Origin of the sequence: Ascidiimonas meishanensis (assembly GCF_037782385.1) — a bacterium.
Classification (GTDB): domain Bacteria; phylum Bacteroidota; class Bacteroidia; order Flavobacteriales; family Flavobacteriaceae; genus Ascidiimonas; species Ascidiimonas meishanensis.
Genome location: NZ_JBBEXD010000003.1, coordinates 510,149 through 525,289, shown reverse-complemented (window position 1 = coordinate 525,289; position 15,141 = coordinate 510,149). Strand labels below are relative to the sequence as shown.

General features: G+C 34.4%; 10 protein-coding genes. 4 read left to right on the top strand and 6 right to left on the bottom strand.

Annotated elements, in window-relative coordinates:
* Window positions 1–6 precede the first annotated feature (6 nt).
* From WBG07_RS07320 to WBG07_RS07295, 6 genes are all read right to left on the bottom strand, one after another.
* A complete protein-coding gene (locus tag WBG07_RS07320) occupies window positions 7–450 on the bottom strand; it encodes a MarR family winged helix-turn-helix transcriptional regulator (protein WP_340199960.1) in 444 nt (147 codons plus the stop codon).
* 182 nt (window positions 451–632) lie between these two features.
* Complete coding sequence (locus tag WBG07_RS07315) at window positions 633–1,034, bottom strand: hypothetical protein (RefSeq protein ID WP_340199959.1); 402 nt, start codon at window positions 1,032–1,034, stop codon at window positions 633–635.
* A complete protein-coding gene (locus tag WBG07_RS07310; RefSeq protein WP_340199958.1) occupies window positions 1,031–2,668 on the bottom strand; it encodes a metallophosphoesterase family protein in 1,638 nt (545 codons plus the stop codon). The genes WBG07_RS07315 and WBG07_RS07310 overlap by 4 nt, the downstream gene beginning before the upstream one ends.
* On the bottom strand, window positions 2,665–5,568 hold the full coding sequence (locus WBG07_RS07305) for a hypothetical protein (RefSeq protein WP_340199957.1): 2,904 nt from the start codon (window positions 5,566–5,568) through the stop codon (window positions 2,665–2,667). Before WBG07_RS07305 ends, WBG07_RS07310 begins: the two co-directional genes overlap by 4 nt.
* Before the next feature lie 484 nt (window positions 5,569–6,052).
* Window positions 6,053–8,344: a beta-glucosidase family protein gene (locus tag WBG07_RS07300; protein ID WP_340199955.1), complete on the bottom strand. Its 2,292-nt coding sequence runs from the start codon at window positions 8,342–8,344 to the stop codon at window positions 6,053–6,055.
* 94 nt (window positions 8,345–8,438) lie between these two features.
* The gene (locus WBG07_RS07295) at window positions 8,439–8,597 is read right to left on the bottom strand and encodes a hypothetical protein (RefSeq protein WP_340199953.1); all 159 of its coding nucleotides are present in this window, start codon (window positions 8,595–8,597) and stop codon (window positions 8,439–8,441) included.
* A gap of 620 nt (window positions 8,598–9,217) precedes the next feature.
* On the opposite strand from WBG07_RS07295, the gene WBG07_RS07290 reads away from it, so the two are divergent.
* The 4 genes from WBG07_RS07290 to WBG07_RS07275 all read left to right on the top strand — a co-directional run bounded on the left by WBG07_RS07290 (window position 9,218) and on the right by WBG07_RS07275 (window position 14,267).
* Entirely contained in the window at window positions 9,218–9,421 is a 204-nt protein-coding gene (locus tag WBG07_RS07290) for a hypothetical protein (protein WP_340199951.1), read from the top strand.
* A gap of 385 nt (window positions 9,422–9,806) precedes the next feature.
* Window positions 9,807–10,727 (top strand): hypothetical protein, encoded by a 921-nt coding sequence (locus WBG07_RS07285; protein WP_340199949.1) that lies wholly within the window; start codon window positions 9,807–9,809, stop codon window positions 10,725–10,727.
* A 272-nt stretch (window positions 10,728–10,999) separates the two neighbouring features.
* Window positions 11,000–11,809 (top strand): hypothetical protein, encoded by an 810-nt coding sequence (locus WBG07_RS07280; protein ID WP_340199947.1) that lies wholly within the window; start codon window positions 11,000–11,002, stop codon window positions 11,807–11,809.
* Window positions 11,810–12,086: 277 nt separating this feature from the next.
* On the top strand, window positions 12,087–14,267 hold the full coding sequence (locus WBG07_RS07275; protein ID WP_340199945.1) for a hypothetical protein: 2,181 nt from the start codon (window positions 12,087–12,089) through the stop codon (window positions 14,265–14,267).
* Window positions 14,268–15,141: the final 874 nt, after the last annotated feature.

Below are 15,141 nucleotides of genomic sequence, written 5' to 3'. Positions count from 1 at the left end.
GATGGTTTAGTTAGTAAGTTCTTCTAAGTTATGGCGTACTTTTTTTAAAGTATCTATTGTTTCTTTTATTTCTGCAGGGTCTATTCCTTTTTCCATTTCTACTATTAATTGCTGCATGATAGGTAGCGCTTTCTTCAGAGTTTTGGTTCCTTCACCTGTGATATGAATATTATTTACGCGTTTATCTTCTTTAGAAGGTACTCTTTTTACTAGTTTTTTGCGCTCTACAATATTTATTAGACGGGTTAAAGATGTTTTATCTCTATCTGTAATGAAAGCTAAGTTTTGTTGTGGCTGCTCTCCAAATTCATCCAACTTTTTCAATAAAAGCCATTGATGTGCGGTTAGATCAATTGATGCCATGGAGAAACGCTGGGAAACCAAAAAAGAGAAGTCTTTATTAATTTTACCCACCCAGGGAAGCAAGGTGACATCAAAATTGAATAACATGATCGTAAAAAGATTAAACAAAAAGCAAATGTACTGGAACGTTTCATTAGTTGCATGTGCAACCATCGTTAAAAATTTGCTAAATTTTAAAGGAACTATTAGCGAATAGTCAAACCCTTTTAAAACAAAAAACCATTACCTTATGGGTAATGGAACTATAAAAAACAATAAATGGTCTTTATTTAAAAGCTAAACGATTCTTTATCATTATTGTATCTATACTCTAGTGCTTCTACATTTAGAGCTGGCATTTTTACATCTTTTATCTCTACGTTAGGAACTCTTAAAGACTTAGCACCTGTGTTAGATAATAATGCGATACCTTTATTTAAATAAGGTTCTGCATGATGTAATTTTCTAAAGTTTTCTTCTGTGCTTGCTTCGTCTACTATCTCCCAGTATGCCTGCTTTACAGAACGAACACCTGCGGTACTCAATACTTTTGAACGATTATTTTTGTGTATAATCTTCTTAAGCAACCCAGACTCAATTGCCCCTGGTTTTGCTTCAGATACTTCAATGATGCCGTCTAAAACGCTTGCTATGGCATTTTTAAGGTCTTTATTTACTTCTGTAGTATTCATTCATTAAAATTGCGGATTGCAAAATTAGCATTTTTTAAATTTTCTACAACACTATCTAGTTTAAAAATTTTATGCCTGAACTGCTCAAATTTACTTTGAACAATTTCTTTTAATTTTTTGCTTTCTGCTTTGGTTAAAATATTCTTAGCATCTTCATAAAGATAAAATACAAAAATGTTTATGCGTGAAATTTCTTTCATTTCACTAACAATCTTATAAAGATACAAATTTTTCTCTAAGTTGTTATCATAGTCTTCAAATAAATCAGATACATTATTGATTATAAAAACTACACTATTTTCATCACTTAAAACTTGAATTGGTTGTTTACCCCTACCTTCTGGTTTAATGTGTCTAGAGACATACTCGCTACATGAGGTGAGTTTTGAAATTTCCTTAATGATCTCTGCGGTTATTTTTTGCTTTTTTAAGCGCTTTTTTAAAGCCGCTTCACTAAGTATTTTTACCGCTTTTTTTCTCGTAGCATCTTCATTCTTTGCCTCTGTATGCTCTTTTAGTACTATAGCTTCAAGCCTGTTACTCACCTTTTTCCAACCTTGATACCCCATGGAAAAATCTGTTTTTTCTTTCCAATTACCTCCATCCGTATTAGAATAATGATACCATTTTTCTTTAATTATAGCTTGTGCTGGATTGGTTTCATTTTCAATTTCTAATACCTTATACCAAGAGTTTGAATATTCTTTTTCATGATGATCTAAAAACATTCCGGCGTATAAAACTAATGACTTCCCATACAACAAGCCTCCTTCTACAAGAGAGGTATGTTCATGACCGCTCACTATTAAATCTATATCTGCGTCTATGATAAAGTTGTGAAAAGCACTTTTTTCAGATTCTCTATCAGAGTATAACTCTTCCCAATGCAACCAGTTATTAGGTGGGTGGTGTACTACTAAAATTTTAAACAGGTCTTTATACGGCTCTTCCAAAAGCTTATCGGAGATTTTATCTAATTCCTTCTTCACTTCAGGAATCGTAAACCCATAGGTTTGATTGCCCAATTCTTCAAAAAGCACTTTGTTACCATCAGCTCCTTCCACTTCTATGCTATGATTGAGAATCTTATTAACGGTTCTAGACTTGATTTCAGATCCACTCACAGGACTTCCAATAGATAACCAGGCACTATTTAAGGTAATTACCGCAAGGGAATCTATCTTAGTAACCGCTGAGAAGGTATCAGACATTTCATTAGTTGCTTTGATCTTATCATGAAAACGTTCGTATTGATTGAAGGTATTAAAAAAATACTTCTCCCCAATGGTTTCCTTAAAAGAGGTAATTACGTTTTTATCGTCTGGATTCTCCAAAACATGCATGACCAACTCCTTCTTTACCTCATCCCAATTCACATCATGATTACCAGGTACACATACTATACTAATCACTGGAAACTTTTCTCTAACCGGGTCTATTAAAAGCTTTTGAAATTGGTTATAATGCGTTCGTTCGCTTCCTGATTTTGCAATATCCCCACTAATAATAAGCACATCTGGAGCTTTGGCAATAGCATCTAATGAAGATATAAAAGAACTGAGTAACTTTTTAGTTTCCCTATCTGTTTTATTACCGTTAAGATGAATATCGCTTATCCAAAGAATTCGTTTCATTCTGCATCAAGATTAAATTTAAACAATCTTTTTTTATCAATTTCCGCCGCATTCCACAAGTAATCAATAATGGTATTTACATACCCAAAGCATTTTTTTCTTATTGCTGGTGTATTGTAAAAGAATCCCCCACAAGGGTCTATAAAGATTCCGGCATCTTCATACCGTATAAATTTCTCAATGGGGCTTCCTTCTTGCCAGTTACGGCGCAACAGTCTGGTAGTTCCTATTTCCTTTTGAAACAACGAAAGCACCGCGTGCCCTACCGCACAAATCATATAGAAATTCTCTTTGTTATGAACATAATCTTCTCCTGAAAATCCGTCCATCTTTAAAAAATCATAATCTTTGGTTTTTAAATAAGTCTCAAATAAAATCCCTCTATTTTTTATAAAACGAAATTGGGTGATCAGGTTATTATATACATCATCATCTTTTGCCATTTTAATCAACCCAGAATCTAATTTTCTAACAATATCACTAATTCTAGGTCCTTTAATACCAGTTAGCTTTTGATTACTGGCTATATAAGATTCCATGGCATTATTTTCATTCCACAGATTTTCCTGATCTTCATCAGAGAGCGTTCCAAAGCTTTGCCCTAATATATAGCTACTAAACTTTTCTTTAGCCACTTGAAATTCTGAAGTTTGTACAATAATTTCTGCCAACGTATCTACCTCAGCAACGTATTTCTGCCAAAGGTCAAATATTTCCGGCGCAGGATTCTTCACAAAAGAATCGTCTTCATCCTTTTTAAATACTTTTTTTATTAAGGCAATGCGCAATAATTCTTTTTGAAACAGTTCTGCATCCGGTAAACCTTTGGTAGTATACATACTGCTATCCTGTAAAAAGTAGGTCCAGCACCAGAACTCATACAATTCATAATCAAATAAAAAGGTAAAAGCCATTTTGGTGAGATCTGAAAAGAAATAAAAGAAGTCAAAATTCTCTATTAGTTGTGATTGCTCTTTTGAGAATATTCCTTTATTTTTAGCTATCACTGCCGTCCTAAGCTGCGTAAAGTAATCTAAATTGAAAATCTGTTGAAAGTAAAACTCCTTATTGGTTGATTTTTTGTTATTTCCAGCTTTTTCAAGTACACCGTTCATTACTTCTTTAAAAAGTGTCGTAAATATTAAAGTAGGCTCCAGGTAGTGGTATACATTATAATTTACGTTTACCACATTAGATTTAGAATCTACTTCATTCTGGGTTACAATAATCTGATCTTTAAAATAAGGAAAGAAAATGTTATTTACATTTTTAACAATATAATCTTGAATACTATTTATTTGATTAACCGCACTATTAAAATCTATACTAAACTCATTAATATCTTCATACAAATAATTATTGTGTACCCTATTGTGATAGGCATCTTCATAAATTTCCAACAAAGCCGTCCATTTTTTCTCTATCAAACGCAAGCTCAGAAATTTTGGTTGGTCTCTTCCGGAAAATAGTATGGGATCCGTAAAAAAGTCATCTAGACGTGCTACTTCTTTATTGATATCCTTTTTAAGGAAACTAAGGTATTCTTTGAGTTCTATAAACTCCCCATAAAGAATTGGATCTTTAATAAGATTGTTATAATTAGAGAATGCTTTTAAGATCTTTTCTCTTAGCTGCCTTGATAAACCTAATCTTTTAATTTGCGGCTTCAACCCCCTGATATCTATGGTGTATTTATTGGCTAATAACTGATTAAAGTTAACGATCCCTTTTCCATTATTTGCTTCCTTTGCTGGTTGATACGCTGCTTTTAAGGCATGAGTAACAGGATGGGTTCCTGTTTCTTCAACCATATCAAACAGAAAATTTGTTTTCAATTTGCGCACATGGTGTTTGATATCTGAATTTAAATGCCGATATACTTGATTTACAATATAATTAGAATAAAACCCTCCATGTTCTTTCTCTTTAATCAGAAAATCTGTTTTACCATTTTTAAACTTTAGCTTTTGCGCATCAAAAATAGGATGACCATCAAGAATAGCATATAATTTATGGAGATGTCCTGGTTTTACCTGAAGTTCTATAGAAGATTTAAACTTATCTAAGAGATATGGATTGTTTTTTTCTTCATAATCTTTATTAAACTGAAAATAGTCTACCCCAGAATAAGAATGTGTATCTACAAATACATGGCTATCTGCCAAGGATACCTTTTCCTTTGTCAACGCCTCTATTTCAAACAAGATGGAAGCGTACAACGAATCTTGCTCCAATTGCTCTAAAGAAGACACTGCATTTTCTGAAGCGGTAAGCACATCTCTTAGGCTAAATTCCCGAAATTCAATGACTCGTTCCTGCATTTTTTCAAGATCGTCTCCTAATTGCACCAAAATAATCTCAGACCAACTAAAAGATTTAAATAAGATAAAATCAGTATCTCCTAAATCTGCGGTAAGTTTTGCCAAAATAGCATGAATGAGTTGATTTCCGTTTCCAATCAACAATCCATTGTTTACTTTAAAGTTGGTGATATGCACAAATTTGGAATGCGGTGAGCGCTCTTCAATTGTATTATCACAAGGAAAGAAAGAGGTTATTCTAGAGGAATTATTCCCAGCAGTAAACCTGGGATCACATATTCCTGTAACAATTTGATAGTTGGTAGTTACATCAAAACCAGAGGGTTCTATATCAAAAACCTTCTGGCAAAATTTATAATTATCTATTAAGGAAATAAAAACAACATCAAACGTTCCAAACAAATGAAATACCAGCGGCTTATAGAGACAGGCATCTAATTCTTGCCCTTCTATCATACATTGCTGTGTGTCTTCTACATAACGGGTAAAATTATGCAGTTTATTCTCTATAAAATCACGTTCGTTGCCTGTCGGGAAGGTGCTATATGCCAAGTGAATGGCAAAATTCTCTACGCCCATATTGTATCTCACTCAATTTGTAACTGCAATTTAATAATTTCTTAACAATTTTTTTCTTATTTATCTACAAAGCATAAGCAGAAATAGTAAATACTTTTTGTAATACATGTGTTGTTTGTTTGAAAGAATTATAATTATCTTACTAATGAATCTGCCATGGCAGCTAATTCATCATAACACCTCTCCATTAGAAAATATTTTTTTACTTGCCTGTCATTTCTTTTGCTTGTCCGCCCCTCGCGCTTCGAGTACCTCAGTGCCCAAATCGGGGTTCAGCATCCAAACAAAGAATCCCGAAAGAGCTTCACAACCTAATGCTTTTAAAAAACGGTCATTCCAAACTCCCTGCGCAGCGGGGTGACCCCGAATTTTTGGGGTTCCAGACGATTAGCATAATGCCTATTGAATCCTAAAATCGGGCACTCTAGTGCTATTAGTTCTATAAAGCAGCACCTCCCCTTGCTCCTTTACTAACACTGTTTTTTTACAACAGCTCTTTAACTTCAGGGATTATCTCGGGTACTGTGATACTAAACCTAGTTTGCAATAGGTCTTTCTCATTAGAAGAAGTGCCCATATACAACTCATAATCCATTTGCTCTAATTCCCATTGCTTGGTTTCTGGATTGTACCATTTTAGATCTTCGGGGAGTACACTTAGGGTAACGGTTTGTTGTTGTTTGGGTTCTAAAAGAATCTTGTGAAAATTGCGAAGGAGTTTTACGGGCCTATCTACTTTAGAGTTTTTAAAACCTATATATAATTGTATGACTTCGCTGCCTGCTACATTTCCCGTATTGGTAATCTCTATGGAAGCGGTGATTTTATCTTCCGGAGTAATTGCTTTTTTGGCAATTTTCAGGTTTTGGGTTTTAAAATTGGTGTAGCTGAGTCCAAAACCAAAGGGATAGGCAACTTCTTTTTGCTCTTTCTCAAATAACGTATAGCCGTGGTAATACCCATAGGTTGCTTCTTCTGTATAAGGGTTAAATTCAGGATAATCATCCTGATCGGCTGCAATACTAAACGGAAGCTTCCCGCTAGGATTGGCTTTACCGTAAAGTATATTTGCCAGTGCATGACCACCTTCCATCCCTGCATACCAGGCAAAAAGAATGGCTGGCATTTCTCTAATCCATTCAGGGAGATGGATTCCTCCACCGCCAATATAAGTAACTACCATATTTTTATTGCTTCCAGCAAGGGCTTTAAGCATATTTCTGTCTGCCTCTGGTAAAGAAAGGTCTTCTCTGTCTCCTCCTTCTTCAAAAGAGCCTAAGCGTCTTTTTGCTTTTGCAGAGGCTAACATTTTTTTTCGGTCATAAATAATAAACTCGCCCTCTTCTTTACTGGTAAAACCAACAATCACAATTACTTCATCTGCTTCTTCTGCCAACAAACGGGCTCTTTCTGTGCTTAAGCCATTGTATAAGGTAACTTCATTCCCTAAGGCTTCTTGCATTGCTTTAATACCTTGATAGGGGGTAATTACGTAGGGGGGAGTAGCATCACTACTGCCTTTGTCTCCGGTATTGGCAACATCTGCTAAACGACCTATGACCAAAATTTTCTTTCCGCTTTCATTCTTAAAAGGTAATATCCCTTCATTTTTTAGCAAAACCATCCCTTTTTCTGCTGCTTCCAGAGCTAGGTCTTTGTGTTCTTGGGTGGCAATATCATCAAAGGTATAAGCACGTGTATCTTCTGCTATTATATACTTGATGCGGGTTCTTAAGGTTTGAAGGATTAAGGTGTCCATTTCAGCTTCTTTAATGCTTCCGGTTTCTAATGCTTCTTTAATACTATTCTCATTATAGGCTTTTTGCATGGGCATTTCTACATTTTGACCTGCTTTTATTCCGGCTACACCATCGTAGAGTCCGTAGAGCCAATCGGTAGTTACAAATCCATCAAATCCCCATTCGTTTCTTAAGATATCGGTTAGCAAGTATTTATTGCTTCCGCAGAATGCTCCATTTACAGCGTTATAGGCACTCATAATAGAGGCGGGTTTGCCTTGTTGTACAGTTCGTTTAAATTGCGGCAGATAGACTTCACGTAGGGTACGTTCATCTGCTTTTACATTTACTACCCATCGTGAATTTTCAATACTATTCATCACAAAATGCTTGGGACATGCCATTAAGTTATGTTTTTCAATGGCTTTTACCGCTGCGATACCAAAAGACCCTAAATGCCATGGGTCTTCACCATAGGTTTCTTGCGCTCTTCCCCAGCCAGGATGTCGCAGTACATTAATACAAGGCGTAGCAGCATAGTTAATCTGGTTGGCTCGCATTTCTATAGCGATGGCTTCATGAACACGTCTTTCTAAATCTACATCCCAGCTGGCACCTCTGGACATGGCTACAGGAAATACGGTTACGGCATTTACATCGGGGTGCATTACACGGGCTCCTCGCGGGCCGTCAGACAATACCCAAGGTGGTAACTGAAGCCTCTCATTACCTCCGGCATAAATATGTGGAAAGCGTTTGTTGATTAATATGTTAACCCCTAGCTTGCTTAATACATTGTACTTCTTTCCTCCGTATAACTGTTCTATCTTTTCGTCCAGTGTCATCTCATTCACCAATTGCTTCGCCAGTTGTGCGATCTCTTTTTGTGTTTTGACATTTACAAATTGATCGGCCTTGGTGGTAAGCTCTGCAACCTCATACTCACTTCTGGATTCATAAAAAACTCCTAAAACAAGTATTAATAAAGCAATAGGAATAACTAATCCTTTAAGTATTCTATAGAAGAGGCGTTTCATGGAAGTACTAATTTTAACAAGGGAAAGTTACCATTTTTTTAGGATTCAAAATAAGAAAATCTACCAAACTCTTTGCCCATTTAAAGGGCCTTATTTATTTTACAATGTGCCATCTCATCAATAGTTCTATTCTTGTAAGATGGCATTTGTGTGCAAGATCAAATGATGCTAAATACATAATTCCTACACTGCTGCCTACCTCCAACGCACTTATTTTCAAGGTTACTTCCATAATTGAATTAGGAATATCCATGTCTAATCATTTGTTTTTCGCATTGAGAGAGGTATAGCTTAGGTATTCATCAAAAAACCCACCCCTGGATCGGTAGTTGGGTGGGTCTTTCAAGTTGGAAGGTTGGTTTGTTCCAGCCTTTCATTACTGGATATAATTAACTGCCTGTATACTTTACTATAGAACTAATGAAACTTCTTAAAACTACTCACTTACTAAAGTCTCACAAAAAAATCGTGTGGTCTTAAATAGTTAGCGTGCTAATAGATAATTCTATCTAGCGGTGAGGGGGAATAGGGATACTATAAACTTCTTATTATCAAGTAAATGTACGAATTATAAAGCGATAAGACAAAAAATATATCGTAATGGCGCTAGATTGTCTTGTTTTGAAATAAAAAACAGGAGTTTAAACTATTTTTAGTATCAGTAAAAAAAATCGACAAAAAAACCAGATGATCACGATAACAATACCGTAAAAATGATCCCTTGACAGATAATAATCATGCTATCTATTCTTACCCCCTATTTTTTTAGTTACATTTATAAGAGTTAAACAAAATAACAAACTACCTAGTTAGTAGGGATGTGTCGCCCCCCATCGATTTATAATTTTAAACAAATCTTTAAAATTTAATCCGATGAAAAAGAAAAAATTAGCGCATTTACAACTTAAGAAAACTACAGTTTCAAAAATAGATTTAAACCTTAAAGGTGGTATTGATTCTGACAGCCCTACTATGTATGCCAGTTGCGGATTCATCTGCTTGCCTATATCATATGGAGGTTCTTGTGGGAGTTGTAATAGATTTTGCGACACCATTTGGGATTGTTATTATGGTTAAGACCCTTTCTTATTTCTAGATAGAAAACTCTGTAATGTGAATTATTGCAGAGTTTTTGTTTTTTATGTAAAGTTAGTATAGCACTCCGTGGCACACACGTCTTTTACATTCCAACTTAAACATTTTAAGCTAAAAACAAATTTTACCCAATCAATTTCATTAAAAAGTATTCTTCTTTGTCTCACACAGCATATAATTAAATATGTAATTTGGGATATTACATTGTTATAAGAAATATCATATCAGATTTAAGTATTAAAACATATTACATTAGTGTAAAAATCTGAATGTTGAAAAAATTACTATCTTTAAAGTAACAATAGTTTGTTTTAAATTTTAATTAATCATTTAATTGATAAGACTAATCCATAATATTTTTTGAAGTATGCCTATAGACATGGTAAATTATATCCCGGAAATAGATATAAAGAAAGAGCAAAAGAAGCTAGAAGCAAAAGAAAATGGCAGAAGATTTTATCAACTTAGCAATGAGCAAGTAGAAAGTCCGAAGTTTGGACCACATACGCTGGAAGCCATTGATTTTCTGACTACTTATGATAAAGCTGAAGACAATCAAGAAGCCTTTGGCATGGTGCAGGATTTAAATGCTACTCAAGTAGAAGGACTTCGGTTTTACAATTTAGAGCTAGATCAAGTACAAACTCCAAACTTTGGAAAACATACTTTAGAGGCCATGAATTATCTTATCTTCATGGAAGATATGGGTGAGAATAATCCAGAAGTATTTGAAAAGGTATCTGGATTAAATGAAATACAAACAAAAGGAGTTATTGAGTATGAGTTAACCAAAGATCAAGTTACAGCTCCTAATTTTGGTGCCCATACTTTGGAAAAGATAGATACCTTATTAAGCAATGATCTTGCGGAGGATTTTCAAGAAGCTTTCTCCCTAATTGAAATTGGAGGTATCGCTAGTGACCAAACAGAACAAAATCTTACAGAAAGTAAATCTTCTACTGATAAAACTCAAGATGATCTTGCTGACAAAGATCCTAAAAGCAAGATAAAACATCCTAGCGAAGACCAAAAGGTAGTTCAACAAAGCATAATTGAACTCACCAAAGCAACACTAGATACATTTACTAAACCTCTAAATTTGGAGGAATTTGATTCTAAGAAGTTACATGCTGCTATGAAACCTCTGGCTTCTGGGGCTCTTTCTAAAAAAAATGATGATGGTAAAACAATAATTAAAAAAGGCAGACCTAAACCACCTCCTTCTAAACAGGTTAAAGACGCCAAAGGACCCATTAAAAATAAGTCTCGTAAAAATCCTAAAATTTAATCATCCTACGTATAGAAAAAATGATACTTTAAACACGGTTCTTTTATTGAAATCATAAAAATACTTCATCCTGTTCAACACCGTTTTCTACATTTTAATTACTAGATAAAAAATTCTGTTTTCTAGTTAACTATAGACATTTAAAGATGTCCTGAATTCATTTTTCATTTAATGATAGCTGCCTTTCTAAAAAGTAAGATTTTTATTTGCTTTTAAATGGGGGGTATCGGTTAAAAAAAATACTGTTACTAAAGAAGTAAACTTCATACGAAATGAATTCTGAGCTAGATCCAATTACAGAAGCAAGAATTAAAGCTTTTACACAATATCAACTTACCCGTGAACAAGTAGAAAACCCAAAATTTGGATCTCATACCCTAGAAGCCATTGATTTTCTCACTACTTATGATAAAGCTGAAGATAATCAAGAAGCTTTTGGCATGGTGCAGGATTTAGATGCTACTCAGGTAGAAGGACTTAGGTTTTACAATTTAGGGCTGGATCAAGTACAAACTCCTAACTTTGGAAAACATACCTTAGAAGCCATGAACTATCTCATTTTTATGGAAGATATGGGTGAGAATAATCCAGAAGTATTTGAAAAGGTATCTGGGTTAAATGAAATACAAACAAAAGGAGTTATTGAGTATGAGCTAACCAAAGATCAAGTTACATCTCCTAATTTTGGCACGCATACTCTAGAAGGGATAGATACCTTAATCAGCAATGATCTTGCCGATAATTTTCAAGAAGCTTTCTTTCAAATTGTGGGTATGACCAAAGAACATACAGAACAGTATCTTACAAAAGACAATGCTTTTCCTGATAAGGATCCTAAAATAAATCAAGAAGAACAACTTTCAGACACTTTAGAAAAACTACAAAAACTAACTAAAGCTAGTAGTTTGGAAGCATTAACCAATCCTTTTAGAGGAATGCGTAAATCAGCTTCTATGCCTATTTTTGAAGAAAGTTATAGTGGCGATCGGAAAATTAAGCCTAAGCCCACCTCGTCTAAAGCAGCTAGAGAACGAAGTAAAGATGCTAGAACACCCGCTAAAAAAAATAATCCTAAACCTTAAGAATACCTCCCTAAATGATAGAATAACAATACTTTAAAACTCGTCTCTTGAAATTAAAAGAATACGCTCAATTTTCTTGTAATTCTAAATGCGTTATCCAAATAGCTCTGGATAAAACTGTAAACAAAGTCCAAACTTATAAAGAAGCATAATACATAGTAATCAATCAAAAAAATGGTTTTTCTACAAAGCAATGGACAGCGCTTTCCAAAAAAAAATAGAAACTTCATAAAATTGTAAGTGGAATTTGTTATTTTAGATTTAAAGTACCTACCTTATGAAGAGTGAAGAAAAAAATGATGCTGATAATCCGACTACTCAAGATGCTGTTCAACAAGAGAAAATTAAGCAAGAATTAGAATCTCTAAATACACTAAGTACTATACCACCCGGAGAAAAGCAGGTTAAACAAGGAAAAAGCTATGCAATGAAGACAGAGCAACTTGTAAAAAATGACCAAGGGAATATTGAACTCGCTGAAAAAACGTTACAAGTAAAAACCAAAGAAGGAGGTGTTTTTGATAAATTAAACTTTCTATTACAGTATAGCAGAAACGACCAAATTAAAAAAGCAGTTACGTTAAAACATTCCCCCATAATAACTGCAGAAAAGTATTTGCAAAAATTTGACATGACTGTATTAGAAAACTGGAAAAAAAATAACCCTGAACCTGAAAAAAAAGATCGAAAAGCTCATCGTCAATGGAAGGAAGATTCAATTAAAATAGCTAATCAATCTAGAGAACAAATTAGAAAGCCTCTTGATAATGCGGTAATCAAGAGAGATACCGAAATTTCAAAGACCCAGAAACAGACCAGTTCTTTCGCAGAAAATAATAAAAGTACTTTCGCAAATAGTAAAGCTTTAAGTTTTGTACAAAGACATCAAAAAGTGATGGATATGGCAGCAAAAGCAGACCCATTGATGAGAAAACTGCAAGATGGTGACTCCATAAAAGACACCCATACTCGTAGGTTTGAGGCTCTTGACACGGCTTTAAACCTTAGGGAAACTAATGTGTTAATAAATGCTGGTATTATAAAAAAAGCAGGAGATCCTATATTCATTTCTGGTGAGGATGAATTTTTAAATGACAACCTAAATGAGAGAGAAAAAGTAAAAAGAGAGGACACTATTGCTAAGCTTAAGAAAATTAAAAGTGATATTAAAGGTCTAGAAAAACAGAAAGATAGTGACAAACTGGATGAAATAGTTGAAGAACTTGAAAAATTTAAAAATCAAGAACCGTCCTATAGACTTGAAGACGTTTATACTGCCCAAGATATTCAAACAAAGATTCCTGATCTTCAAGATTTATTGAGGAATCCAGAATTTGGCCATATTCCAGATATTGATCATGCTAATGCAGAAATTCTAAAAATAAATGAAGAAGTAGCCCTTTTAAAATCAGAAGAAAAAGAAATTGGAAACACAAATTGGAAAAGGCTAAAAGAAAACGCTACTAATGATAATGAAAAGAAAGATATAGAGCAAAAACAGCAAGCAAGCAAGAATAAAAAGGCAGGTATCAATAAACAAATTAGTCAGATAAATAAACCTCTTCCAAAACTTGAAAAATACAAGGAAATTTTTGACACTATTCAAAATCTTGAAAAAATAAAAAGCGCCATTAGTCAAGAAGTTAGTAAAAGTAAAGTACCCAGCGAATTTACAGAGCTTGCAGATAGCGTAAAGAACATTTTTAATCTTAACGATAAAGAGAAATCTAAGGCAATAGTAAATATTACTGAAAAACTGAATGAAATTATTCAAAAAGAAAGGAATCAAATAGTAGACGTAAGGCTTTTACCTCAATTAAAACAGTCTGGAAAAGGAACTCGTACTGCTGCTGAAGGCCTTAAAAGTACTAAAGATGCTTGGGGTGAGGCAGATCTTACAGCGTATCAAAGCGTGGGAAGGGATGAAAACCGAGTACTCTTTACTGATAAAGCTAGTATTGACATCAAAGCAAAAGAGAGAATTGATAAAAAAGCAGAAACTACTTCAACATCAGAAGATACTGATTCTGAAGAAAAAGTTAAAGAAACAGCAGAAGTAAACTCTGAATTTTATTTGTCTGTAGATCATTATGAAACTGCTATTCCAATACAGCCAGTAGATACAGACTATGCAAAACGTACTGGTTATAAGGATACATTAAAAGAAAAAGGACTTCAAAAAGATCAAATACCTTTTGAAGAAGGTATGGCTGTTTCTACTTCAATGCCATCCTTAGCTAATACCGCAACCTCTAGTACAACAGAAAGCACGAACAGTCTTTCAAGTTTAGATTCTAACGGAAAAACATCTTCAGTAGTTAGTAACCTTGCTTCATTAAAGGAGGTGTCAAATAGTACTGAACAAAAAGAACATATAGCAACCATTCCCGAGAACGCTAATAAGAAGAAATCTACGCCAAAAAAAGAGAGATCAAAAAGTCCTAAAAAATCCAGTTAATTAAACTTCCTTTAACTCAAAAAGTAATTTTTAAACAAACACGCTGCAATGTGAACTATGGCAGAGTTTTGATTTTTAGGTAAAGCCTTACCTAAACAACTTAAATTCTAGCCGTAAGGTGTTGTTTATACAATTTCTCTATAAAAAAACACCCAAACTTTAACCTACGATCATCAAGCTACCTAGGCAGCAGAAAGATATAAACTATACTCTTTATTGTAAAGTATACTTTACAACTAATAAAATGCAACAGCGTTAAAGCTCCTTAAAAACGACTATTCTAAAGGTTTTTAGCAAAAGATGCGGAGGAAACAGTGGAAACCTCCGCATAAAACAACTTATTGTTGCGGAGGTTTTGGTATAAACATAAGGAGGTTCTAAGGCGTTTATGCAAAGCTTTTTTTAAAATTTACGTTTTAAAAATCTAAATGTACTTTTTGGAGGTTGCGTATCAAAAGTGTGTAAAGTATAATCTACATAGTTCGGATTTATTGCATTCTAATTTAGGTACTGAGAAACTCTATGCGCCCCCAGAGGGTTTTCACTACGTAGTGCTTTTAAGGTACGGCCATTTCGACGAAGCGTAGTGACTAACCTCGAAGTTTCGGGGTGCCTGATGATTAGCACAATGCCTATTGAATCCTAAAACTGAGCACTAAAGATCTTGTTTGGGAGCAATGAGACTCTCGCTTTAGGCCACTGAGGCTCTAAGTGCTCCAATTATAAAACATAATAGAATGGTCTGCGACATCACAACAATACTTGCTATTTATAGTGATTAACCAGTCTGCGTGGCGGTTAAATAAAGAAAGCTTTGGTCTATTCTTTTTTGCTTGTCCACCCCTCGCACTTCGAGTGCCTCAGTGCCCGGGTG

Bases quoted from the DNA above. Each gene is read 5' to 3' on its own strand.
- WBG07_RS07290 (WP_340199951.1), top strand. From the start codon at position 9,218: ATGAAAAAGAAAAAATTAGCGCATTTACAACTTAAGAAAACTACAGTT.
- WBG07_RS07305 (WP_340199957.1), bottom strand. From the start codon at position 5,568: ATGGGCGTAGAGAATTTTGCCATTCACTTGGCATATAGCACCTTCCCG.
- WBG07_RS07295 (WP_340199953.1), bottom strand. From the start codon at position 8,597: ATGGATATTCCTAATTCAATTATGGAAGTAACCTTGAAAATAAGTGCG.
- WBG07_RS07320 (WP_340199960.1), bottom strand. From the start codon at position 450: ATGTTATTCAATTTTGATGTCACCTTGCTTCCCTGGGTGGGTAAAATT.
- WBG07_RS07300 (WP_340199955.1), bottom strand. From the start codon at position 8,344: ATGAAACGCCTCTTCTATAGAATACTTAAAGGATTAGTTATTCCTATT.
- WBG07_RS07310 (WP_340199958.1), bottom strand. From the start codon at position 2,668: ATGAAACGAATTCTTTGGATAAGCGATATTCATCTTAACGGTAATAAA.
- WBG07_RS07315 (WP_340199959.1), bottom strand. From the start codon at position 1,034: ATGAATACTACAGAAGTAAATAAAGACCTTAAAAATGCCATAGCAAGC.
- WBG07_RS07285 (WP_340199949.1), top strand. From the start codon at position 9,807: ATGCCTATAGACATGGTAAATTATATCCCGGAAATAGATATAAAGAAA.
- WBG07_RS07275 (WP_340199945.1), top strand. From the start codon at position 12,087: ATGAAGAGTGAAGAAAAAAATGATGCTGATAATCCGACTACTCAAGAT.
- WBG07_RS07280 (WP_340199947.1), top strand. From the start codon at position 11,000: ATGAATTCTGAGCTAGATCCAATTACAGAAGCAAGAATTAAAGCTTTT.